The 23,240-nt window shown below is 55.5% G+C and carries 15 protein-coding genes; 6 read left to right on the plus strand and 9 right to left on the minus strand.

The genetic code is table 11. The annotated features are described in order from the left end of the window. Nucleotides 1-102 precede the first annotated feature (102 nt). Complete coding sequence (locus tag Q31a_RS06195; protein WP_145075526.1) at nucleotides 103-1,797, minus strand: sigma-70 family RNA polymerase sigma factor; 1,695 nt, start codon at nucleotides 1,795-1,797, stop codon at nucleotides 103-105. 128 nt (nucleotides 1,798-1,925) lie between these two features. Further along, nucleotides 1,926-3,917 (minus strand): DNA primase, encoded by a 1,992-nt coding sequence (dnaG, locus tag Q31a_RS06200; RefSeq protein ID WP_197356304.1) that lies wholly within the window; start codon nucleotides 3,915-3,917, stop codon nucleotides 1,926-1,928. Between the two features lie 636 nt (nucleotides 3,918-4,553). On the opposite strand from dnaG, the gene Q31a_RS06205 reads away from it, so the two are divergent. Beyond that, on the plus strand, nucleotides 4,554-6,230 hold the full coding sequence (locus Q31a_RS06205) for a putative manganese-dependent inorganic diphosphatase (RefSeq protein ID WP_145075533.1): 1,677 nt from the start codon (nucleotides 4,554-4,556) through the stop codon (nucleotides 6,228-6,230). A 267-nt stretch (nucleotides 6,231-6,497) separates the two neighbouring features. Here Q31a_RS06205 and fliM read toward each other — a convergent pair whose 3' ends face one another. Together fliM and Q31a_RS06215 are read right to left on the minus strand one after the other, a co-directional pair. After that, a complete protein-coding gene (fliM, locus tag Q31a_RS06210; RefSeq protein WP_145075535.1) occupies nucleotides 6,498-7,559 on the minus strand; it encodes a flagellar motor switch protein FliM in 1,062 nt (353 codons plus the stop codon). A 17-nt stretch (nucleotides 7,560-7,576) separates the two neighbouring features. Further along, nucleotides 7,577-8,851, minus strand: coding sequence for a glutamate-5-semialdehyde dehydrogenase (locus Q31a_RS06215; RefSeq protein ID WP_145075538.1), 1,275 nt, complete (start codon nucleotides 8,849-8,851; stop codon nucleotides 7,577-7,579). 391 nt (nucleotides 8,852-9,242) lie between these two features. Here Q31a_RS06215 and Q31a_RS06220 point away from each other — a divergent pair, with 391 nt between their 5' ends. Then, complete coding sequence (locus Q31a_RS06220) at nucleotides 9,243-10,229, plus strand: GDP-mannose 4,6-dehydratase (protein WP_145075543.1); 987 nt, start codon at nucleotides 9,243-9,245, stop codon at nucleotides 10,227-10,229. 30 nt (nucleotides 10,230-10,259) lie between these two features. On the opposite strand, the gene Q31a_RS06225 is transcribed toward Q31a_RS06220, so the two are convergent. The 4 genes from Q31a_RS06225 to Q31a_RS29975 form a co-directional block, all read right to left on the minus strand. Then, the gene (locus tag Q31a_RS06225; RefSeq protein WP_197356305.1) at nucleotides 10,260-11,867 is read right to left on the minus strand and encodes a DUF819 family protein; all 1,608 of its coding nucleotides are present in this window, start codon (nucleotides 11,865-11,867) and stop codon (nucleotides 10,260-10,262) included. 15 nt (nucleotides 11,868-11,882) lie between these two features. Further along, nucleotides 11,883-15,164 carry a PSD1 and planctomycete cytochrome C domain-containing protein gene (locus Q31a_RS06230; protein ID WP_231691085.1) on the minus strand — a complete coding sequence of 1,094 codons (3,282 nt, stop codon included), beginning with the start codon at nucleotides 15,162-15,164 and terminating at the stop codon, nucleotides 11,883-11,885. Nucleotides 15,165-15,546: 382 nt separating this feature from the next. Further along, nucleotides 15,547-15,771 (minus strand): DUF1003 domain-containing protein, encoded by a 225-nt coding sequence (locus tag Q31a_RS29970; protein ID WP_197356307.1) that lies wholly within the window; start codon nucleotides 15,769-15,771, stop codon nucleotides 15,547-15,549. Between the two features lie 17 nt (nucleotides 15,772-15,788). Continuing rightward, the gene (locus tag Q31a_RS29975; RefSeq protein WP_231691086.1) at nucleotides 15,789-16,352 is read right to left on the minus strand and encodes a DUF1003 domain-containing protein; all 564 of its coding nucleotides are present in this window, start codon (nucleotides 16,350-16,352) and stop codon (nucleotides 15,789-15,791) included. 885 nt (nucleotides 16,353-17,237) lie between these two features. Here Q31a_RS29975 and Q31a_RS06240 point away from each other — a divergent pair. After that, nucleotides 17,238-17,711 (plus strand): methyltransferase family protein, encoded by a 474-nt coding sequence (locus tag Q31a_RS06240; RefSeq protein ID WP_145075549.1) that lies wholly within the window; start codon nucleotides 17,238-17,240, stop codon nucleotides 17,709-17,711. 309 nt (nucleotides 17,712-18,020) lie between these two features. Beyond that, nucleotides 18,021-18,896 (plus strand): MYG1 family protein, encoded by an 876-nt coding sequence (locus tag Q31a_RS06245; protein WP_145075552.1) that lies wholly within the window; start codon nucleotides 18,021-18,023, stop codon nucleotides 18,894-18,896. A gap of 542 nt (nucleotides 18,897-19,438) precedes the next feature. Here the strand turns inward: Q31a_RS06245 and Q31a_RS06250 are convergent. After that, complete coding sequence (locus tag Q31a_RS06250) at nucleotides 19,439-20,686, minus strand: YkgJ family cysteine cluster protein (RefSeq protein WP_145075555.1); 1,248 nt, start codon at nucleotides 20,684-20,686, stop codon at nucleotides 19,439-19,441. Nucleotides 20,687-21,468: 782 nt separating this feature from the next. On the opposite strand from Q31a_RS06250, the gene Q31a_RS06255 reads away from it, so the two are divergent. Continuing rightward, nucleotides 21,469-22,125, plus strand: a complete 657-nt coding sequence (locus Q31a_RS06255; protein WP_145075558.1) for a DUF3124 domain-containing protein — start codon at nucleotides 21,469-21,471, stop codon at nucleotides 22,123-22,125. 395 nt (nucleotides 22,126-22,520) lie between these two features. Continuing rightward, nucleotides 22,521-23,132 carry a trimeric intracellular cation channel family protein gene (locus tag Q31a_RS06260; protein ID WP_145075561.1) on the plus strand — a complete coding sequence of 204 codons (612 nt, stop codon included), beginning with the start codon at nucleotides 22,521-22,523 and terminating at the stop codon, nucleotides 23,130-23,132. The last annotated feature ends 108 nt before the right edge of the window (nucleotides 23,133-23,240 follow it).

Below are 23,240 nucleotides of genomic sequence, written 5' to 3' on the forward strand. Positions count from 1 at the left end.
TTGAGCCCGCCTCCTTACGGCGGCCAGGCTCTTCCACGAAAATCGACTCGATCAACAGACCGGAGAACGAGTGATTGGGCGGTCAGGGGGCATCTCAAGATCCTACATGGCGGGTTTCAAGTAGCCAGCCAAATGCTGCGATCGCACGGGGTTTTGCATTTTGGAGACTGCTTTCGCTTCAATTTGCCGCACTCGCTCCCGAGTCACTTTGAAAATTCGCCCCACCTCTTCGAGTGTGTACGAATATCCGTCCACCAATCCATAACGCAGCTTGATAATTTCACGCTCGCGGAAGGTCAACGACTTGAGCAAGTCATCGATCTTGTCCCGCAATAAGCCATTGCTGGCGTTGCGAATGGGATTGCCGTGATCGTTGTCCTCGATGAATTCGCCGAAGCTGTTGTCTTCACCCTCTCCGACCGGACGATCCAGGCTAATGGGATGTCGACCGATATCGAGTACGCGGCGAACCTCTTCAACCGGCAGGTCGGTCTGGGCGGCGATTTCTTCGGTAGAAGGTTCGCGTTTTAGAGTTTGGGTGAGCGATTTTTGAATGTTTCGCAGCCGACTCAGGACGTCAATCATATGCACCGGAATGCGGATCGTGCGAGCTTGGTCTGCGATAGCGCGGGTGATGGCTTGGCGAATCCACCAAGTGGCATAGGTGGAAAACTTGAAGCCCCGGCGGTATTCGTATTTGTCTACCGCCCGCATTAGCCCCGTGTTGCCTTCCTGGATCAGATCGAGAAAGCTCAGTCCGCGATTGCGATACTTCTTGGCAATGGAAACAACCAACCGCAGGTTTCCTTGGGAGAGTTCGCGCTTTACCGCTTCGTAGTCGGTGAAGTGCTTGCGGAACTCTTTGCAGCGATTGCGAAGGCTGCGTGGGCTCTCCTGGGTCTGAATGATCAGTTTGCGGAGTTCGGTCCGGAAGCGTTCGCATTCGAAGTGCTGCAGAGGCTCGTCCTGCAGTTCCTGGATACGTCTTTGCAAGATCTCCATTCGATCTGCAATCTGCTCCAGCTGTTTCATGTTGGGTACGACGCGGCGCGAGCGCAGGCTCAGCTCTTCGGTCAGTACAATGCACTTGTTTCTCAGACGCACGTACATGCGTACGAGTTCAGCCTTGTGGATGGGGTCGATACTCTTGCGAACGATAGCAGAGAACAGTTGTCGTTTCTTAGCCATCAGGGTTCGGAGCGTCGCCAAGTTATGTGGCATGCGTGCCGAGACTTGTTCTTTGGTCAGACGCTCGGTCAGCGAGACTTTGATCGTGCGGTCGAAGGGGAGTTGCCCTCGATGGACTCGGCGAAGGATTTGAACCGTTTGATGAAGCGCCAGCTCATTTCCTAACAGGCTACGGCGGAATCGCTTGCGGGTGATTTCGATCTTTTTAGCCAAGGCGATTTCTTGTTCGCGGGTGAACAAGGGGATTTCGGACATTTGGCTCAGGTATAAGCGAATGGGGTCGTCGCTGAGTTTGGGCAGCTCGCTGGGGGAGGCGGCTAGGGTGTCGAGTTTTTCCTCGTCGGCGTCGAAGTCGGACAGATTCAGCTCCTCGGAAGCTTCCTCTTCCAGCAAGTCGTCGCAGACGCCCTTGGCTGCAGATGCCTTTTCGGCCGGAGCCTTATCCAGCAGCGGAATGCCCTTCTTGTCGAGTACGACCAGGAGGGTGTCCAGCTTGTGGCTGTTGTTGTCTTCATCGGGTAGATAGAGCCCAACTTGTTCATAAGTCAGGAAGCCCTGTGAGCGTCCGGTTGCCAACAAGGTACGAAGTTCCAGGTCCATTAGTTCCACGATCTCAACTCCTTTTGATGTGTACCACACTTTTTGCGGGAAGTGTGGTGTGGAATGTTCTACGTTCGGGTTAACTTTTTTGGATACGCCTCTCCAATTCGGCCGTATCCTCTTCTACTTTGGACGCGCTACCCAGGTGACGATTGCTCTGATAATGGCACATCGTCTGAGTTATCGTTCGTCGGCTCCTTCTCATCCAAGGCCTGCGGAGGTACCTCGGGGGAAGAGGGAATGTCGAACAACCCCTGGCGCAAACGCGCTTCTCGAATCATGTCTTGCAAAACGTCCATTTCCGCCTTTTCAGACATCTTGTTGTTTTGCAATTCGCTTACTAATTGCTGACGGCGCATCACATCTTGCTGCTCTCCCATTCGCTGTGTCAACACTTGCAGGCGGTTCTCGGCAGAGTCTCGCGTGTACTGCAGTTTGGCATTAGCCTGGTCGTGCAGGGTGACCAGCAGGCTTTTCAAGGAGGAATCCTCCAAGGCAATCATGACGCTTTCAAACTCTAGGGACTGGCCTTCGAATTCGAGTGTTTGGTACGCATCGAGCATTTGACGCGCCGCCTCGCACTCAAGCCAGCCCGACTGCACTCGTTCGAGTGCAAGCGGGGCAACTTGTGGTGCGACAATAATCAGCTCCAGTAGCTCGCGTTCGAAGGGAGATAAATCCCCGGGACGCAACAATCGCGTGGGTTGTGCAGCATCGGCCTGTGAAGGTCGTTTGGTAAGGCGTTCCCCTTTCTTTCGCAAATCGGTTAAGCGGCTGCGCAGGGAATCTTCGGGAATCGAAAATCGTCGCGCCAGGCGTGGTAGGATTTGGTTCTGCCGCAAGCGAAACGACTCATTGCTGATCAAGCCGCTGCTGGGAACCTTTGCCAGCAGGGACAGCATTTCCTCGACTGCTTGGTTGGCTCGGTGGGTGTCCACCATTGGGTCAAAACCAGTGCTGACGCGGCGCATCTTGAATTCCATGGCATCGACCGAATCCGCCAGCAAATCCTTAAGTGCATCGGTACCATGTTTGAGGAGGAAGTCGGCAGGATCCATTTTGTCGGGTAACGTCAGAACTCTTACGTCCATCTGGGCATGCAGGAACAGTTCGAGTACGTCGTCGCTGCGTTTTTGTCCAGCTTCGTCGCCATCGAGCAGCAGTACAATTTGGTCGCAGTAGTGGCGAAGAAGCTTTAAATGAGCGGTGCCCAATGCGGTGCCGAGTACGGCCACGGAATTGGTGACGCCGAATTGATGGGCAATGATGACGTCGGTGTACCCCTCCATAACCACCGCTTGACGCGTCTGGCGTATGGGGGTGGCCGCGATATCAAAACCGTAGAGCTGCTGACTCTTCTGAAACAATCGGGTTTCAGGAGAATTGATGTATTTCGCGCCCTCATCGCTACCGGGCAGGACGCGGCCACCGAAAGCGATGGTCTTCTTGTCGCGATCACGGATGGGAAACATGATCCGATTTCGGAAACGGTCATAGTGTCCGCCTCGATCGCGACGAATCACCATGCCAGCCGCTTCTAGCACTTCGGCGGACAGGTTTTGTTTTTTGGCACTATCGAGCAAGACCGACCATGCGTTGGGAGCCAGTCCCACTTTGAACAGCTCGAGCGACTCGTCCGAAATACCGCGTTGCTTCAGGTATTCCCGAGCGGTGGCGCCGTCTTGCGAATCCATCAAGTACTTGTGGAACTTCTCTTCGGCCCAAGCCAGCGTGCGATACAACGCGGCCTTGCGCTCGGCGTTGGCTGCGTATTTGCGCTGGTCGCTTTTACCTTGATCTAAGGCAATGCCCGCTCGGTCGGCCAGCTGTCGCAGAGCATCTCCAAAGCTGAGCCCTTGATCCTGCATGAGGTAGGTGAAAACGTCGCCACCAATATCGCAAACCCAACACTTCCAGATCTGCTTCTCGGTGTTAACCTGCAGACTTGGGCGGCTGTCCTTGTGCCATGGGCAGAGTGCAACGTAATTGCGTCCCTGGCGGCGCAGCTCAAGCCGGCTGCCGATCAGGTCGACAATGTCTGTTGCGGCGCGGACGCGCTCTTTGGTATCAGATTCAAATGCGAACGACACAGGCACTCCGTAGGCGATCGAGATCGTTGGGTTCGGCACTTGATTAGAGTTCGTCAAGCGGTTGAGAGCTCCGCAGAAACCTCATTGCGACAGGCAAAGCCTGGACAGGTTCCGTGCGGTCAACCACCAGCATACACACCTTCCGTCCATTCAAGCGATATGGCCAACTAGAAAAGATGGCCATCTCTCTTCAGCTAGAGAACTTTCAGTGGCCGAGTTCAGACTTGCCTCGGGAGGGCAAAGAACTCCATGGAACACTCAAGTTTTTCTCTAACAGGTTCGAATATGTGGAAAGTGCTCTACTCTAAGCAAGCGGGGTTCCAAGACCACGCCGCCGTGTCGTTAAGGGTCCATCCTAAATTCCAGCCCTTCCGCAAACATGACTCCGGAGGTCCCCTCGAAAGGGGGCTGTGTGGAGAGTGTTGGCAGCCAAGCTGGCGTACTCCATTACGCTGCTGCGGAGTATGGCAAATCATTAGGGAGCGGGTCAACAGGGATCTCGGAACATTTTTCCGACAAGCTCCATCGTAGGCATCGACGAAGCCGAATCCTACGTTAACTTGAGGGGCTAGCTTGTTCAACTGGGAGCGCTTGGCGCGATCCCAGCTTGATTTTCTAGAGGAAAAGACCCACGACGCTCTCTATCCCACGACGATTTAGCGGATTAACTCGGTAATGACTGTCTACGTTTTTGGGCATCGCAATCCAGACACCGATGCCATATGCGCGGCCATTGCTTATGCCGATTACTTGCAGCGGACTCATTTGCCGGATGCGGTAGCTGCTTGCTGTGGTGCCCCCAATCGACGCACCGAATATGCGCTGAGGCGCGCGCGTTTGATGGCGCCACGGATCATCATGGACGTGCGGCCAGAAGTCTCCGACGTCTGCCGCACCGATCCCATCGTGGCATACGATGATGAGGTGTTCCAAGAAGTCTACGAGCGGATGAGCGAAAATAAGCTGGGAGCACTCCCGGTCTTAAACCGCGAAGGGAAGTTTTTAGGACTGCTGACCCTTCTCGATCTCATGAAAGTCATTTTCGAAGGCGATGATGACCCAATTCAGGCGCGGCAGGTGTGCAGCTCGGTTCGCAAGATATGCGACGTTCTCAAGGGCGAATTCCAGCACTGTGACGCGCCCGACGAGAAGGCTAAAGTCATGGTGATGGTCGGCGCGATGAGCGCCGAAGGGTTTACCAAGCGCCTCAACCAATTTCATCCTTCGGAAACGCTCGTCGTGAGCGGCAATCGGCCTACCATCCAACTTCCCGCTCTGGAGCGAGGGGTTCGCGTGCTGGTGGTCACCGGTGCCTATGAGCTTTCGCCAGGTCTCTTGCAGCTCGCTCAATTGAACCGTGTGACGGTCATTAAGAGTGCGTTTGACACAGCTACGACGACCATGCGGATCAAATCGGCGCGACGTATCGAGTCGGCGATCCAAACCGATTGTTTAGCGGTTTCCTCCAAACTGCCGGTAGCGGATGCTCGCAAGCTGGTCGATCGTTCCCGGCAAAACCTGTTTCCCGTTCTGGATGACAAAGGAAAGTTGTTTGGCGTCCTCTCCAAATCGGACTTGGTGAATCCGCCCAAGCCGAAATTGGTGCTGGTCGACCACAACGAACTCTCCCAGGCGGTGCAAGGGGCCGATGAATCGGAAATCGTTGAAGTCTTGGACCACCACCGCGTCGGCGGGAATTTGAAGTCGGATCATCCCATCCGCTTCATCAATGAACCGGTCGGTTCCACTTGCACCTTGGTCGCAAAGCAGTTCCGCGGGGCTGGTTTGATTCCGACTCCCGGAATTGCCATTTGCATGGCCTCGGGCATTATCTCGGACACGCTCCACCTGCGATCTCCAACAACGACCGAGGTAGACCGCGAGCTCCTGGAATGGCTTAAATCGTTTGCCAATATCGACTTGGATGACTTTGTAAGAGAATTCTTCGAAGTGGGCTCTGCCTTGCAGTCTCAGCCTGCGGCCCGAGTGGTACGCGAGGACTGCAAGGAGTTCGTCGACCGCGGACATCGCTTCTCCATCTCGCAAATCGAAGAGATCGGTTTTGATTTGTTCTGGGAGCGGAGCAGCGAATTGCTCGAAGCTTTGGTGGAGTTGACCGAGGAACGCAGCCTCGATTTTTCAGCCTTGTTGGTTACCGATATTGTCTCCAACGGTAGCTTGTTGCTGATGTCTCACGAGCCAGATTTCTGGGAAGCCATCAACTATCCTCGACTCGAACGCAACTTGTACCAGTTGGAGGACGTGGTGAGCCGCAAGAAGCAATTGCTTCCACTGATTTCACAACTGCTGGAAAACTCCCTGAATTCAGTCGGGCAGTCCGAAGCCACCTAGAGGGACGCGATATGCCTTGCGATCGCGTGCCCAGTTGCTTGGCGGGTGATTGCATTTTTAAGAATTGCGTTTCTAAGGCGATTGAAGAAAGAGTACCCCGCACTGCGCAGGCTTGCCGATTGATTTGCGAGTGGTTTCCGTATTGCCTTAAGCGATAGCAAGCACAATCGACCGGTAGCGGCAACCGCTCTTCCTGGCTCACTCGCGGGACACTATCTCAACAGGGCTCTCTCAACAAGGCTCAACTAAGTCTTAAGGAGAAGTGCCTCAACCCGCTGGAGGATTCTGTTTGCGGGGGACGACTTGCAGCACTTCTACGGCCTTTTTCCCTTTAAAGGCCCCCGCCTTGCCTTCAAATTTTCCAACTCCCTCCACCAGGATTTCCAGCGGAGTGTTGATGTCCGTCTCCGTCGTGACGATGTCACCCACCTGCAGGTGCATTAAATCGACCGCGTGAATGGTGGAGCTGGCCAAGTTCACTACCAATTCTACTTTTGACTCGCCCAGCAGGTCCTTAAGCCGGTCTTGCGATTCCTTGGAACTGCGCGAAGAGGTATAGCCAATCCAGCTGTTGTTGGAGAGTTTCGAACCGATCCGTTCGATCGTATTGAAGGGGATGCACAGGTTGACCATCCCTCGCGATTTACCCATCGTAAGCTCGAAGCTCACCAGCACTACCACTTCGTTGGGAGGCACGATTTGGACTAATTGTGGATTGCTTTCCACACGTTCCAGTTCGAGTTCCAGAGCGACCGTATTCGCCCACGCGCGAGCCAGTTCGCGGAGGAACGTATTCGTAATGCGACTGGTGAGACGCAATTCAATATCGCTTAGCGGGCGTTTCAGCGTTGAGTCGGTGGAGGCGGTACCGCCCAGCATCCGATCGATGATGGGGTACAGGATGGAAGGGCTCAGGTCGAGAATCCAGTTGCCATCCAGCGGGGTGGGGCGCAGTAGGTTGAAGCAGGTGGGAATTTCGAGGCTGTAGACAAACTCGCTGTAGGTGAGCTGGTCGACGCTAATCAACTTGGATTCGACAATCGTTCGCAGCAGTGCGGAAATCGACGCCCCGAAGTTCCGGGCAAATCCTTCGTGCAGCGATTGCAGGGCGCGCATCTGCTCCTTGCCCACCCGTTCCGGCCGCTTGAAATCGTAGGATACAACCCGTTGCCTACCCGGCGGCTTGCGATTGGAAAGGATGGCGTCCGCCCGTGCTTCGGCCTCGGCGGCATCTGGCATCTCACCGGCCGAAGCAGGGGCTTCTTCATCGGAATCCATTGAGCGTAGCAGGTCTTCCACTTCGTCGCGGTTTAGCGAGTCGTCTTCCATCACTGCCTTCCTAGCGTTTAATTTCGAATCTGGCCGTTACCGTGCACTAGATATTTGTAGGTGGTCAGTTCGCTCAAACCGCAAGGTCCACGCGCATGGAACTTGTCAGTGCTGATGCCAATCTCAGCGCCCAGTCCGAAAGCGCCTCCATCATTAAATCGAGTGCTTGCATTGACGATTACTGCACTGGAATCGATTGCCGCAGTAAAGGCTTGGGCGGCTGCCAAAGTTGAGGCGACAATGGCATCGGTGTGATGGGAGCCATAGTGATTGATATGCTCGATCGCTTGCTCGATGCCATCCACGACTTTGATACTGATCGTCGGCCCCAGGTACTCCGCCCACCAATCGTCTTCACTCGCGGCCTTGGCGGCTGGCACCAATTGACAAGTTTCGGGATCGCCACGCAACTCGATTCCTTGCTCGGTCAATGCCTGGCAGACCTTGGGCAGCAGTTGCTTAGCAACTTTGCGATCCACCAGCAGACTCTCGCATGCATTGCAGACCCCCATCCGCTGGCATTTGGAATTGACAACAATGTCCACCGCCATGGCCTCGTCGGCTGATTCATGGAGATACACATGGCAGTTGCCGTCGTAGTGCTTAATCACAGGCATGCGCGCTTCGGCCACCACCCGCTCAATCAAGCCCTTGCCACCCCGAGGGATCGCGACATCGATGAGATCGGAGAGCGACAGAAAGTAGCCCACCGCATCGCGATCGATCGTTTCAACCAACTGCACAGCATTGGGGGGAATACCACACTCTTCGGCGGTTCGCGCCAGTACGGCAACCATGGCGGCCGACGAATAACGCGCCTCTTTACCGCCTCGTAGAATCACCGCATTGCCACTCTTGACGCAGATTGCTGCTGCATCCACCGTTACGTTTGGACGCGACTCGTAGATGAAGAACACTGTCCCCAGCGGCACGCTGACCTTGCGAATCTCCAAGCCATTGGGACGGACACTTCCGTCGAGTGTTTGACCGATGGGGTCGCGTAGGGCCGCAATTTCGCGAAGGGAATGCGCAATAGCTGCAATGCGATCTGGGGTCAGCCGTAGACGGTCCAAGGCCGCAGGACTCAGGCCGTACTCGGGTGCAGCGGACAAATCTCGAGCGTTCTGTGCCAGGATTTCGTCGGTGGCTGCTTCGAGCGCATCGGCACTGGCCAACAACCATGCGTCCTTTTGGGCGGTCAGTAGGCTGCCTAGCTGGCGCGAGGCCTGCTTGGCCTTTTGCGCAGTGGTCAAGCAGTATGTTTTCAGGTCTTCTTCAATCGCTAACGACAACTTGGGGCTCTCCCGGTTTTTTGCTTCTGCATTAAGATCTAGTCCGCTGATTATCGTTGAAAAAACGAGTTGCGGTCAACGCCATCGCTAGTGCTGTGTCTAATTACCTAGTGAATTAACCGGTGGATTGCCGCGTTTCAACCTTGAAGTGCCCCAGAAGCATCGTCCAGGGGCAGGTGGTGCGACCGCCAAGGGGCTTTAGTCAACTGGCTCGGCTCGCGATCTCGCGTGGTTGTCGGGAGGAACATCCGCCTTTACAGGGCTGGAGCTTGTTTCCTATAGTCCCGGTAGCCAATTGCCCCACAGCTACAACGATGGTAAACGTTATTCGATGTATGCGTCTAGGATTTAGTCGCTAACAGCCTACTTTAAGACATGGAAGTTATCGACGATGCCAACAGCACTTGTGACTGGGATTTCCGGGCAGGATGGGGCGTATCTGGCTGAACTGCTGCTCCAGCGAGGTTATATCGTGCACGGTTTGTCGCGATCGCATCGAGCTAGTCTGCCCCACTTGGAGGGGACATCCCCGAATGCCAACTTAAAGTTCCATCGGCAGCCAGCCTGCCAAGGTGCAGCGTGGCGAGCTCTGCTCGAGGAGACGGCCCCCGATGAAATCTACCACCTAGCTGCCGACAGCTTTATTCCCAATGGATGGTTGGACCCGGCGGCCAATATCGAATCCAATTACTCGTTGACGGTGCACATGTTGGAGGCGATCCGTAGTGAATGCCCACACTCGCGCTTTCTCAACGCCTGCTCGCGCGAGATCTTTGGTCATGCCGCGTCACCGTCGGCGAATGAACAGACCGTGATGAAGCCCATCACACCCTATGGAATTAACAAGGCTGCCTCGCGGTGGCTGGTATCGAGCTACCGCGAAGAGTATGGGCTGTTCGCCACGAATGCGATCCTTTTCAATCATGAATCACCACTCCGTCCAGCAAAGTTTGTAACTCGGAAAATTGCTCAGGGGGTTGCCAAAATTGCCTGTGGATTGAGCGACTATATCGAACTGGGGAATCTGCAAGCTCGTCGCGATTGGGGCTTTGCGGGCGACTATGTCGATGCGATGTGGCGCATGTTGCAGGCCAACGATCCTGAGGACTTTGTGATTGGAACTGGGAAAACCCACTCGATCGCTGAATTTGCAGAGCTTGCCTTTGATGTCATCGGGTTAGATTGGGAAGCTCATGTGAAAACCGCTCCCGCACTCCGCCGTTCTTGCGATGCGGCAGCCGTTGCCGCAGATAGTTCACTGGCCCGCGAAAAATTGGCCTGGAGTGCTAAAATGCAATTGCCGGAATTGGTCCGCTCGATGGTGATGCACGACCTGTCGACAGTGGAGCAATCCCTAACAGCCCAGCACGTCGCCTAGTTTCCTCGGCGCGATCGCCTTGGCGGAATACTAGCCTGCACCCGGCTCGGCGATGGCTCGCATCATCAATCCGCACAGCCAGGCTCCGTACGTTCCCAGCACGTATCCCATGACTGCGAGCAGCACTCCTACCGGAGCCAAAGCGGGATGGAACGCGGCGGCAATCACCGGTGCGCTCGCCGCGCCGCCAATATTGGCTTTGCTGCCAACGGCCAGGAAGAAGAATGGTGAGCGAATCCAATAGCCTACCACCACCAGCAGTAGTACATGGATCGCCATCCATACCAAGCCCACGATAAACAGCCCACCGTAGGTCACGATCGCGGATAGATCCATCCCCAAGCCAATCGTTGCCACCAGGATGAAGATAAACACCGTTCCCAGTTTGGAGGCTCCCGCACCTTCCAAATTGCGCAGCGGTGTGAACGACAGGCCGACACCTAACGTGGTGGCCAAAATAATGAGCCAGAAGAATGCGGAATCGAGGCTCAGCGCGCTGAGATAGGGAGCGTTGAGTTTGATCCACGGTGCTATCCAATCGGCTACTGCATGGGAGATCGCCGTGCATCCGAATCCAACGGCTAATATGGCAAATAGCTCGGCAACCGTTGGGATCCTCGCGGATTTGAGGCTGAATGCTTCCATCTTTTTTTGCAGCCGCGTCACGCTCGACGCATCCGCCTTGAACCACGCATCAATCTGTTTGGCTTTCCCGATGCCCAGCAATAGAAACATCATCCAAAACTCTGCGACCAAGACGTCGACCGTCACCATCACACTGTAGATCTGGTCCGAGGGTTCAAACACTTCTTTCATCGCAGCTTGGTTCGCACCGCCACCAATCCAGCTACCGGCCACTGTCGTCATGCCTCGCCAAACGGCATCCGGTCCTTCTCCACCGACCAATCCGGGCGCAAACAGGCCCACAATCAAAATAGCCAGTGGACCTCCCAGGATGACGCCCAGCGTCCCTGTCAAAAACATAATCAGTGCCTTGGGACCCAGTTTGAGGATTTCCCGCAGATCAACACTCAAGGTCAGCAGTACTAGGCTCGCCGGCAACAGATAGCGGGAGGCAACGTAGTAGAGCTGGGAGGCGTGTGGGTCGACCAAACCGAACAGGGTTAGCAGCGATGGCAGGAAGTAGCACAGAAGGAGCATCGGCACATACTTGTAGAATGTTTGCAACCGCGGATTAGGGCTGCTACTCGTCCAGAAGACGACCCCCAACATCGCCAGCAACAGGCCTAGTAGCACCGCGTCATTGGTGATCAAAGGCGGGCTTGCATCGCTGGCTGGAGCCAGTGCACCGCCGGACTCCCCCTCCGCAGGCAATTCGGGGATGGGAGTTGTCGCTGGCGCAACGCTCTGTAATGGCTCGGCTACTTGCGCAGCGTCAGCCGACGACACTACGTCTCCCGACACTACGTCTCCCGACACTACGTCTCCCGACACTGCATCTTCCGACACTGCATCCGCAGATACTGAGTTTGCTTCAGCTACCGCGGTAACAGACGCTGCATTACTACCGGAACCGACATCTGCCGGCCGCGATTGGCTCCACGCGTGGCAAGGAAGCAGAAGTAAGCACAGCAGCAACGGTAGGGGGATTCGGGAAATCAACACAGAATACTTCATGGAACGAATCGAATCCTACTCGCGAGATTGAACTTCATCGATAGCAAACATGGCGCGTGCCGTAGCTGTCCAGGCAGCCACTTCGGCTAGACGCTCACGCTCCGATTCTGACAACTCCCGAGTTGCAGTGGTCGTAGTGTCAGGGCTGGTGGACGCGGCTGCAGGGGAGCTGGACAACTCGAACTGAGGTCCGAGCAACTCCCGGGCTTCGGGAGGGTTGGACCGAAAGGCCGTCAATTGCTGAGCGTAAAACTGCTCAACTAAATCGAGTTCCTCCGCTGTAGGAGGACGCACGACTAGTGCACGATGAAGCAGGGTGAGTTTAGCCCGCAATGGGTTTATCGTAGAATCCTGGGACTTGCCTGTCTCATGCTCGGCGACTTCTTCATCGCGCAGGCTGGCGTACTTCCTGCCCGTTGCGCGAGCTAGGTCGATCAGCATGACATCATTCAGGAGCGTTAGCGCCTGAAGCGGACTGTTGCTCCGTGGGCGATTGGCCAAGCAGGCTTCGCCACTAGGTGCATCGAATGCGGCGAACATGGCAAAAGGCGCCGTTCTCTTAGCAAACGTGTACAGGCTACGGCGGTAGCGCGCCTCTCCCGAGCTGGCTTGCCACGTCGGGTTTCCGTAGGCCACTTCCGTAACGCCAGTGGGTTGCAGCGGTCTGACCGGCGGGCCTCCGAGTTCCGGCGAAAACTCTCCGGAAACCACCAAGAGACTATCGCGAATGACCTCTGCATCTAAGCGAAATCTCGGCATCCGACTGAGCAGACGGTTCTCGGGATCGATGACCGCGCCACTCTCATCCACTACGGAACTTTGCCGATAGGTTGCGCTAGAAACCAATCGACGGTGGAGTTTTTTCATAGACCAGGCATCGGTTTCACGGAAGGTTACCGCCAGCCAATCCAGCAGGCGGGGGTGCGAGGGCGAATCCCCCTGGAAACCAAAATCGTCGACCGTCTTGACGAGACCGGTCCCGAAGAACGCCTCCCATTGGCGATTCACTGCAACCCGTGCTGTCAATGGATTCTCAGCGGTGACCAGCCAACGTGCGAATCCCAAGCGATTGGCCTCCTCGCCTGCGGGGAGCGGTGGCAAAATGTCGGGAATGCCCGGTTTCACACTTTCTTCCGGCTGCAAGTACTCTCCGCGATGATGCCGAAAGGTCGGCCGGTCGTGTCCACTCGGTCGCTCCGCCATCACCAAGGTTGTGGTTACTTCCGGACGTTGCAGTAGCTTTCGGATCTTAGCCGTTTCGTCCGCAAGTTCAGGGGCGGAGAGCAGGAACGCTTCCAATAAGATTTGCTGGTCTGCTGCACTCAACTGGCCAGCGGGTAATCGCAGTAAGCGTGCGGTAGACTCCGCGTAAGCCCGCGCTTGAGGAACATCTTTACTGGGGGCGGTGGCTGCGCTGAAGCGAAATCTGCCGAGTGAGCTTGCGAAATGTCGTCCAAAGGTCATTTGAATCGAAATTGGTTGCCCTGGTGCGAGAGGGTGCTCCAAGGCGAAGACTGCTACGTGCCGCTCGCCTTGCCGGCCATCCACGGACCAGCCCGTCTGCACGTCCCCATCCAAGGCCAGGGCGGCCGAGACCGGGTTGCTTCCAAATCGATTTTTGGCATACGACTCGGTGGCCCCAAGGAACGGTAGCGGCGCATCACCACTCCGCGCCTTCAGTTCGGTGAGGAAGAAATCCCCTAACGTGCCTTCGTAGTACGTCGTCCCGGGGCCACGGGCCGGCAGGCGGTCGTCGGGCAAGCACTCCAGTCGAATTGCGGTAATTGGTGCGTCGCTAGGTGCGAACTCGATAACGTAATCGTCTCGCTTGGCGGTGTCTCCCGAAGCAAAGATGGAGTGATCGTCCTGTATTGTAAGGATCGGCAGATTCGAACTTGCCCGGATTGGCCGGAGCTTGCTCCAATCGATCGCATTCGCGCGTTCTACCTCCAGCCACTGTGCAAAGGCTGTTTCCAGGGTGTTTTGCGGCGGTGCGTTGGCGTTGGCAACCGCCTGTGCTGTGGAACTTGAATCCGCGGCCTTGGCGTCCGCCGCGGCCTTGGAGTGAACCGGTGGCCAAGCCTCTCCCTGCAGTCGCTCGGATAATTCGGCTAACAACTTGTCCCCGCGAGCTCGATTCTGTGCCCACTCCTTCTGGAAATTTTCTTCGGGCAATTCAAGCATCGGTTCGTCGGAGTTGTTCAGAAACGCCATGATCTGAAAGTACTCGGTGTGCGTGATGGGATCGTATTTGTGCGTATGGCACTGGCAGCACCCCAGTGTCAAACCCATCCAAGTCGTCCCCGTCGTGGCCACTCGATCGGTCATCGCATGGTAGCGAAATTCTAGCGGATCAATGCCTCCCTCTTCGTTGAGCATCGTGTTGCGGTGAAAGCCGGTAGCAATCCTCTGCGATTGCGTAGCACCGGGGAGCATGTCTCCGGCTAACTGCTCAATCGTAAACTGATCGAAGGGCATGTCGGCGTTCAGTGCATTTACCACCCAGTCTCGATAGGGCCAGATGGACCGATCCCGATCTTTCTCATACCCATTGGTGTCTGCGTATCGGGCTAGGTCCAGCCAACGTCGCGCCCAACGCTCCCCGTAGTGTGGTGAGTTCAAAAGGTGTGTTACCAATGCTTGGTAGGCCTCTTCCTTCATCCGTTGCGAGCGAGGGTAGTCGGGCCAAACTCTCGCGATCCACTCGTTGGCTTCCTCGGGGGACGGCGGCAAACCGATAAGATCTAGATAAAGCCGGCGTACCAATGTGTGCGGTTCCGCCGGGAGGCTGGGCGAAAGTCCCACTTCCGTCAGCTTGGCAAGAATGAATCGATCTATTTCATTGCGGCACCAGTCGTCCACCTCTTCCTGTTGGCTGGGCGACGGCGCAGGCAGGTCCCGTGCCGTAGGATCCGAAGCGGAGTTGATTGGATTTGCTGGGCAGTCGGGGATTTCGGGCAGCGCCGGAGAGACGAATGACCAGTGCTGCTGCCACTGAGCACCCTGCTCAATCCATGCGACCAAACTCTGCTGCTCCTCTTCCGACAACGACTTGTTCGAACCTTGAGGGGGCATCCGCAAGTCATCATCGTGCGACAGGATTCGCTCGACCAACGAACTGCCCGCCGCATCTCCAGGAGTGATCGCTTGGGCCAGCCCCGGCTCAGTATCGAGTCGCAAATCGGCTTCGCGTGTTCCCTCATCCGGGCCATGACATTTGAAACAGTTGTCGCTGAGCAGCGGACGAATGTCGCGTGAGAAATCGACCGGTACGTCCGTGCTGGGCGATTCTGCCAATGCCTGCTCACCGACTGAGCCGCTGGAAGAGAGGAGCAGTACGCAACCTATGCAAAGATAAAGGGTCCTAGGGAAGGCAGGCATATCACGACTCGAGCAATAGGGAGAGCAGAAGGACGGTAGGTTGGTGTTGGCGGGCTCGGGGGCAAGCAACTCGACGCACCACCGGTTGGCAGCCTAGGGCCAGGGAATTAGCGTCGGACGGCGATTTTCGTGTATTCCACTGTATTGGGCTGTAGTGGATTTGGCTACAGGTAGGCTCGCGATGCCCCCTCAGTTTGTCGGGCGAGTCCGTAGGATGGGTGGCTGTCGTGTCGGACGCAGGCAGCACGGCCCATGCAGGGCGTGCCGCCAAGTATAGCAACATCTCGCGATGCCCCGGCTATTGGCGACTGCCAATCTCCTCGAGCAAATCGGTCTGCACTTGTTGGATCTCCAGCAAACGCTGCCATTGATGAGTGAGGAGTAAATCCAGTTTGGCGTGCAAATGACGGATTTCCAACTCCGCTTTCAAGTTCACGCGATAGTCGTTGTCGGCCTGCAACCGATCTTTGACCTGTTGGCGATTCTGGCTCATCATGATGACCGGAGCTTGTATCGCAGCCAAGCAAGAGAGTACTAGGTTCAGCAGGATGTAAGGGTAGGATCGAAGGGCTTGCCGATCATCGCAATGGAGCTAATGGCAATCCACACGATCAGCACGCTGGCGAAAAAGGTAATAAAGGTCCAGCTACCACCAAAACTAGCGACACGATCGGCCAGTCGCTCGCCGAGTGTAAAATCCTGAAACTCAGCTGCACCTAAATTCTGCGAAAGGATGTCGTGCTCTTTGAGGCTGCGGATCACTTCCAGTTCGAGGTCAGACAGTTCGCCCTTCTCCTCCGTGAGCACCTTCTGCACATACTCGCTTCGGTAGCGGTTCAAGTCCTCGTGACATACGTATCCTTCGTTCGACCAGTTCTTGTACTCCACGGTGATTGCATCCACAATCGCTGGACGCACAAAGCGTGCTGGCACGACATGAGCCGTCGGGAACGACTTTCCGCAAATCTGACACGTAAATTGAGACTTGGCTTTCAAGTGACCTGGTCCAGACTTGGTGCGAGTTGACTGGGTGCGAGTTGTGGAACGCTGCGATTTTTCCTTGAGCATACCGAGAAAAACATCCACGCTTCCTGAGCTTGCCACGAAACGAGTAGTACCGAATGGTTGGATGCCGGGGCTATCAAGAGGCCCACGCTTGATTGCAGGTCAAGCGAGTTCGGGGCGGTGGGCACCATTTACTTACTGCCCACGCGGCCCAACAGCGAGAGGCAAGCGTTACCGGCTTGTTAAGACTTGGCGGCGGACTCCCCGAGAGGATCATCTGCCCTTCGAAATGGGATCGTATCGCTGGTTTTCACTTGAGGAATTGCCCATCAATGGATGATCGTAGTGGAGTGTGTAGTGGAGTGTGTAGTGCAGTGTAGTGTGAGCGGTAATGGGCTAAGCAAGTTCCCAGCTTCCATGCTAACGAAGCGTTTCGTGTGGATTTTCCGGCTGAGTGCCTCTGAGGAGCTTTGATGCCACGACCACGCATGACGCGCGTGGTGCTTACTGGCGTTCTTTCTGTGGGGGCCCATTTCTAGGGATTGGAACGCACACATTCGTTGAGTTCAACACCACGGATTGGAAACCATGGAATATAAAGTTGCGTGTCACTTTGCCGAAGACGATGATCTCGATCTGGGAGGCTGCGGTCAATTTGCCAACCCAGCGCTATTCCCTTACGATGGCTCCAGTGAGGCCGACTGCTGTTTGCGCAGCGTGCGGAGCCTCTCGAGTTGCTCCGCGTGCCGCAATTGCCGACCTGCTAGGTTCGAGGGGCCGCGAAATCGATTCACGACATATCGGGATACTGGGCATATCGGGATACTGGGCAAGGCCCGTTGCTCTGGGCTCGATCGGGCTATAAGACTTCCGCAAAGTCGCGGTACTAGAGATGTCCTTGAAAGCATCTTGGTCTAATCTAACGTGAAGCGGTTCCGCCGCACCATTTTCGCTCGGGTTTCCCTAGAATGGCTGACTGATTGCATGAATGAGGGTGTATCCGCAAGTCGATTGGGAGCAGCCCGACTGCTGGTAGGGCTGCAGTTCATTGCTGCATCCGTCTTGGTGTTGTCTGGATTTTTCAATTGGCGAAACGGGAGTTGGCAAGACAGTGGGCCGACGGTGGTTGCGGTGATTGGAATCCTGCTTGGCATTTGGGCAATCGCAGCCATTGGCCCCAAGCGTGTTTCGCTCATGCCCGCTGTAACGGCAGACACCCAGCTTGTTACCGCCGGTCCATACAGGTTCATCCGGCACCCCATGTATGCAGCACTGTTGCTCTTTTGCGGAGCATTGGTCTTCGCTCCCTTCCATTTCTGGAAGGTCGGTGTGTGGGGGATGCTGCTGATTGTCCTGATGGCCAAATCGCGTTTGGAGGAGCGGCAATTGATGAAAAACTTCCCAGACTACGCGGGATATATGCAACGGACTTGGCGGTTTGTGCCGCTCCTCTGGTGACCAGCGACGAAGCAAAACTTCACGCTGGAAAACTTCACGCTGGAAAGCTGGCACGCAAGGCCAGGTAAATGGCGGCGCGTAGTTTCATTCACCCAGGTTCGCATTCATTCACGGCTCAATTCCCGGTGCGACCGGGCCCTGCTGAGGGCTTGCACCGTAGACCGCTTGAGCTAGCCCCCTTGGGCTGGCGCCCAGCACCATCGGCTGTGCCTTTTTTTCTTGCGCTACAGGTTTCATCGATCCGAGTTGTCGATATGTTTGGTACTCACGGATACCCAACCTGTTCTCCAATCTAAAAAATGGCACTTCATGACCGTGCAGTTGATATTGACCCATCCGGGCAGCGCCCACAAAGATGATTTCCTTGCCTGCAGTCTGCTGGCATATTTGCACGGTGTGCCGATCCAGCGACGTGAACCCACGGACGAGGACTTGGCCAATCCGTTGATCTGCGTAGTCGACGTTGGTAGCTCACACGATCCGGAACAAAACAACTTTGATCATCACCAGTTCCCACGCGATGCTCCCCCGCTTTGCGCCTTATCGCTGGTGCTTCAAAGCATCGGACTGTATGAAGACGCGTTGTCATTCTGTGCCTGGCTCCGTCCTGCCGAGTGGCTCGATTCCTTAGGACCCAATGAAGCCGCCAAGTTGATGGGGATTCCTCGGACGGCATTGGGGGAGCTAAATTCTCCACTCGATATGACTTTGCTGAACCGATTTGCAAAGCAGGCTGAGCTCACTCCTGAGAGTCCTATCTACCAAGTCATGTGCATGGTGGGCGAAGACATTGTGAACTACGTCAGGTCCTTGCGTGAGCGACTCGATTACCTCAAAAAGCATGGGCAGTACTGGTTAATTGAAACCGCTGGCGAACCGATTCAAGCGTTGTTCCTGGAAAAGAGTGACACGATTTCAGAGGACCCTTCCTTTGGTGTCAACGCTTTCATCGAAAGCGAAGGGAAGGAAAATGAAATCCAAGCTTTGGTATGTCCGGATCGGCGGGGCGAGGGGTATGGGCTGACGCGTTACAATGACAGTCCGCGTTTGGACTTCACCCAAATCGAATCGCACGAAGATGTTCGCTTTGCGCACAAACGGGGCTTTGTCGCAAAAGTCTCTGCGACAGATCCGACGCGGTTGAAGGAACTGTTGGAAAGTGCCATTGTCACAGGTGGCAGCTGAGACCCAGCTACAGCGATTGCGAATTCCATCCGGAGCGCGTTTCGGGCAACCGGAATTCGCTTGCTCGTCGACATGAATCGATGGCTGTTGGGGGCTGCGGCGGTAAATGCGAGTCTGGCGAGTCGGCGATCTGAGCACGGAATCCGACGATTAGGACTCGTTCCTGTGGGATAGCATTGGCGATCTATGGTCCCAGCCGACCCGCCCGGGATCGCCCCTTTGCCCTTTGCCCTTTGCCCTTTGCCCTTTGCCCTTTGCCCATCGCCCATCGCCTGCGAGCAGTAGACGCGGTGTGCGCCGCTGTTTGCACCGAGAAATATTGTCAGCTACTCGAGAGAGACGAATGCACACGCAGGAAGGTGCAGAAAAAATCTCGGCCATCCTGTAGCCACGCCATGGAGCTGCCGTCATGGGCGAAAGGCCCGTTGCCGGCACTTTTCCCGGGCTACCACTGCAATGAAGGGGGGGAGTGAGGTCATCCGGCGTTGTTCCTCGCTCAATCCGTGAAATCTTCCTGTGATTTTAGTGGGCGTCTCTCTTTCCTATCTTATGTACCACACGACTAACCGCTCCAATTCTTGTTTCAAACTGATTGTCGAGATTAGCTGACGTTGTGCAAACCCGCTCAGCGGACCATAGCCTTGGCTACGATCCAACATGACGACGACTTTCAACATGTCGTCAACCGTTGGTTCGCGTCCGTAGCTTTGCAATCGGAGCAGCCACATACCGACGGGAAACAACAGCGCCAGTCCTCGCAAACTGTCGATCACCGACCATCCGCCTCGATTCGCAAGTGCGTAGAGATGCGATTCCGAATTCGTCTCGATGAACCGAGTCAGCGGCTCGTAAACTTCCGCCGACTTGATCCCCATCGGTTCTTCCAATGCTTCGAAGCTGGATTCCGGAAACACGTTGTTGAAAGCGGGGGTGCTGCCTTTGCCCCTTACCAACTTCCACGCGATCTGTGCTAACTCGACCCGCGTCTTCCAACTCGCCCGCTGCCGGAACTCGGGATGCAGGCGGCCACAAACCACCGCAGTCCGTCGCAGCAAGATTTTCGAGTATGTTTTCGGTGGCCGGCGCTCTGCGAAAAAGGGTTTTGATTCTTCGGGTTCCAACTCCCTCAGTGTGCGTGCCAACTCGGTGATCTGTTTGTCGTCCAGTCGTCTCGTCTTGGCCGCTTCCAGATGGCTCGCGAACTGCAAGGCATGCACCAACCGGCGCACCGGCGGAAAACGTTGATCGCGCAGCAACTGTCCTGATTCGTCTAAAAGCATTTGGATCGTCTGCCAGGGCCGCGATTCACCCGTTTTAAATACCGGCGGTGGCGCTGCATTGGCTTTCAAGTGACCATCGCGAACGAGTTTTTTGACATTCGGAAGTCGTGTCGCAACCGTGGCCCCAAGATCAGCGGCAGCAGACGGACAAGCGCGACGGATTGTCAGCACCGCATGTTTTTCATGCGGGATCAACTGCAAAGGAAAGGTCTGGCACACCGTCGGCTTGGCCTCTTCACCGAATTTCGAATGGATCCGGCATCGTCCATCCTCATTCAGGAAAACGCACGTTCCGTCTTCACGATGAGCCAGTCGCAATGAACTTTCTGCGGCGTCATCGCGAACGGTTAGCCGTGTATGCTTGAATTCCGGTTCATTGGCCCACTGCTGGCTCTTCAATCGCTCCGCATCCTCCAAGTTCAGCGGCACGATACTGCCGTGGCAGCAAACACCACACTGATGGCAATCCCAACGTTCATCGGACTTCAGCGAAATGATTGGCAGCGACATCAGCTACAAAATCCTGATTGAGTTCTAGGGACTAACGGGCGTTCAGTTTACATAACCTGAAGCTCTCTATCCTTGGTCGGCCGAATTATACCGTTCAGACCCTCTGCAACAGGCTTGATGATTCCATGGGTGCCATCGTCGACAACATTGCTCACTCGCTGCAAACGAAACGCTGGGGATAGGGGTGGTCAAGCATTACAAAGATGGAAGGGAAATGCTATCTTGATACGGTTGGATTGTTTGTGTGCATGAAAGATCTTACTCAGTAACTTTGGGAAGGCTGGCAGATCCAGTTTTTGCCCAAGGATTCTTTTGACGAGGCTTTTGCTGGTGTCTCGAAGGAGTACGGCCGCTCCAATCAGAGCATGTTGGGAACTGCAGAACGCCGGTTGCTAGTGGATTCCCCGCTGACTCGTCCTGGAGGGGGCCAGGTAGCGAACGCTTAGCCGCTGAGCGACCTAGCGCGAGCAACCGGACTTGGTCCGAGATTGTTGAGAACACGAAGGCCATGGGGTACCCAAACTCAACGTCGCAATTCGCTCGACTGCACTGCATGCCACCAGGCTGTTGGCACTCAGCCGAAGACAGCAATGTTGCTGGATGTACAGGGCTTACCAAACAGAAGCACTCGACAACGGCACTTTTATGTATAGCCACATCGGCTGCAGTTTGCCTTGCAGAACTTTTGCTGAGAGAAGCTTTGCTAAGCAATTGGGGTGGAAAGCGTTGACGAACACGCATTCAATGAGAACGAACTCGACGAACTATCCGGGAGATTGAAAATGGCAAAGCAGGTTACGGTAACAGAAGTCGACGCATTCATGCGACAGCTGAAGTGGCTCATCGCTGGAGTCGTCGCTTTGTTCGTTATTCCGCTGTTTGTCTATGCGATTTACATGAGCCGCAGGCTTGATTCCTTCGAGGATTTGATGAGTCAAAGCCCACCACAGGAATTGGAAGACGAGGAGCTGGGGCGCGGTGACCTGTCTCGTCTGGCCGTCGATCCAGTGGAGGGGCAGGTCGTGTATGTTCCGGCCTACTCACACATCTATCACAGTGGAGGGAAGCCGTACTTGCTGACGATTACACTCAGCGTTCGCAATACTAGCTTAGAAGACGCAATCGTCGTTGAGTCAATAAGGTACTTCGACACCAAAGGCAAGGAAGTCAAGTCGTACCTCACCAAATCGGTGCGTTTGCCCGCTCTGGGGACGACGGAAATTATCGTCACGCGGGACGATGTGTCCGGCGGCAGCGGTGCTAACTTTCTGGTTGAGTGGTACGCTAACAAACCAGTTACAGCGCCCATCGTCGAAGCCGTGATGATTGGCACGAATTCACAGCAGGGAATCTCTTTTGCGCTGCGTGGTAGCGTCATCAGTGAAGTTGTTCCAGCGTCGTCAGGCGACGGAGCCGCGGAGGTAGAGAGGCTGAGATGAAGGCAAGTCGAATGTATTTGCCAATCAAATCCTCGATTGGATTTGAGTCAGCCAACGCATCCTGACAACTTGGGGAATCGCCCAACGTTAGAGTCGTTGAAGTCTTGTTGTCGAGCGTTTCCGATAGAAAACTGCACTACCAGAGGAAGGGCTCGCAGAGACGCTTGCACGCTGGCGACTCGCCGGTGTCACACGCGGAGACGAACTGTTCCAGCTCGGAACGCGAGAAATGTTATGCTGACGCTTCGTATTCACATTCAACAGATGGTCACACGCTTGCTGGCGACGACGGCCAAATGGTGCCACGGTATTGAAGCATCTCATGAACACGAGAGAACTCGTCTTCCATGCAACCGACTGGCCAGACGATTGTTTACGGAATAGCATGCTTTGTTATGGTCTTATACATTCTAGATTTGCTGGGCGTCGCCGTGTTCGCGGTGAGCGGAGTCCTGGCGGCCGGACGCAAGAGTTTTGACGTACTCGGTGTGGCTATCATCGCTACCGTTACGGCTATTGGCGGTGGCACCATCCGCGACGTCTTGCTTGACCGCTATCCCGTTTTTTGGGTGGAGGACGCGACCTACCTGTTGGTTATCCTCGCGACTGCCGTGCTGACGATCCTATATACGCGTTTCCGCGAGTTGCCGCGAACCTCTTTGCTAGTCGCCGACGCCTTCGGACTGGCTCTGTTCGCGATTAGTGGTGCCCAGGTTGCGGAGGCACAGAATTTTCCTGGAGTCATCGTGGTGTTGATGGGAACGATTACGGGCACGGCGGGGGGCGTATTGCGTGATGTCCTGTGCAATGAAGTCCCGCTGTTGTTGCGCCAACCGGACTTGTATGCAACGGCAGCGATCGCTGGAGCGGCTGCCTATCTGGGGCTGCAGGCGTTCGGTTTGGTGCAACCGTATGCCGCAGTCGGGGGAATTGCCGTGGGCACCGGTCTGCGTTTGGCTGCGATCTTCTGGGGATTGCGTTTGCCAATCTATCGCACGTCCGACTAGTATCCGCGGACCGCGTAAAAACGACACTTTGCGCCATTGTCTCAATCCTCCCCCCTCATTTGTCGACAATTCAACGACTTGAGGGAAGGGAGGTCGATCGGCACGCAG

Source organism: Aureliella helgolandensis, assembly GCF_007752135.1.
Lineage (GTDB): Bacteria > Planctomycetota > Planctomycetia > Pirellulales > Pirellulaceae > Aureliella > Aureliella helgolandensis.